Annotated in this window: 1 protein-coding gene; it reads left to right on the plus strand. The window is 31.3% G+C overall.

Features of this window, described 5'->3' with window-relative positions:
* Window positions 1–159: 159 nt before the first annotated feature.
* On the plus strand, window positions 160–502 hold a 343-nt coding region (locus AC1DRQ_RS32100; protein ID WP_477430302.1), incomplete at its 3' end, for a hypothetical protein.

Below are 502 nucleotides of genomic sequence, written 5' to 3' on the forward strand. Positions count from 1 at the left end.
CATCAATTTTATCGAAACTTGTTGATAATAATATTATAGTTAAAACTGGTAATCATCAGCAAGGGAAGAAAAGTAATAAATATTCCATGGTACGACCCTTAGATGTAACGGATACAGCTAATGTGAATACTCATACTTATCAAGTAAACATCAATTTTATTGAAACTTGTTGATAATAATATTATAGTTAAAACTGGTAATCATCAGCAAGGGAAGAAAAGTAATAAATATTCCATGGTACGACCCTTAGATGTAACGGATACAGCTAATGTGAATACTCATACTTATCAAGTAAATAAATATCTATTTCTGCAAAAATGGGTTGCAGATGGTTATATTGTTAAAGCTCAAAAGGATTCTGCATTTAAAAAATTATCCAAGGGTTCGGATTTGATCACAAGCAATCAAGAACTTAGATTTGCTAACACTGAATTTATAGTATTACATCTCCGGCTTGAAGCACATATCATATCAAATGGCTTACAAGTGCCTGCTGCATTAG

The organism is Mucilaginibacter sp. P4_E8 (assembly GCF_056401495.1).